General features: G+C 57.9%; 1 protein-coding gene and 1 pseudogene. Both read left to right on the top strand.

Annotation, left to right across the window (positions count from 1 at the left end; genetic code table 11):
• Positions 1–250 (top strand): hypothetical protein (locus RA19_RS27265; protein ID WP_206540305.1); only part of this gene is annotated, 250 nt, incomplete at its 5' end.
• Positions 247–722, top strand: a pseudogene (locus RA19_RS27110) (ABC transporter permease); the annotation flags it as partial. The gene RA19_RS27265 and the pseudogene RA19_RS27110, both read left to right, overlap by 4 nt.

Raw genomic sequence — 722 nt, 5'->3', positions numbered from 1 at the left:
GGCGATCCGTGGCAAACTAGCATTGCGGCGGGTCAATTTCGGACTGTCCGGCGATACTGTCCCCCCTGACCTGCCGAATGTGCGTTTTGCTTTCGAAAACGACTGCTGGCAGGCAATGGTCGATGATAGTGACGCACTTGTCCGGGCTCTGGTTCATGCCCGGATTCCATTTCATGATCTTCGGGTGAGTACACAAAGCCTGCGCGACTCGATCGAACGGTTGTCCCGCGACGAGGAGTTGTCCGCATGAACATGACCATAACCCGCGCCCATATCCGATTGGTCTACAGAACTTTGATCCGGCAGCCAGGTTATTGGGGGCCGACTGTAATTCTTCCCAGCCTGCTATATGCAATGTTCGGTGCGGGGCTCATGGGCAGCGGGCCGATGGTGGCCTATGGCGTTGCATCTTTTGCGGTCTATGCTGTTGCCGGAGTAGCTTTTTTTCAGTTCGGAGTCAGTCTCGCCCAAGAGCACGACTTTCCCTTTGAACATTGGCGCCGCCTTCTGCCCCAGGCCCGCTGGCCGGGCTGGGTTGCGCAGATTACCTGTGCCGGCCTCTTTGCCTTCATGGCTTTGGCCCTGGTGGTCTTCGCCGCCGTTTCACTGGGCGGTTATGCTCCAGGCGCCCTTGACCTTTTCCGGCTTGGGGTTGCTTGCTTGGTAATCCTGGTTCCGGCGGCTTTCATGGGAATTCTGCTTGGGCTTTGCGTCAGGGGGCA

Source organism: Leisingera sp. ANG-M1, assembly GCF_000813745.1.
Taxonomy (GTDB): domain Bacteria; phylum Pseudomonadota; class Alphaproteobacteria; order Rhodobacterales; family Rhodobacteraceae; genus Leisingera.
This window is presented reverse-complemented; position numbering and strand designations above follow the sequence as displayed.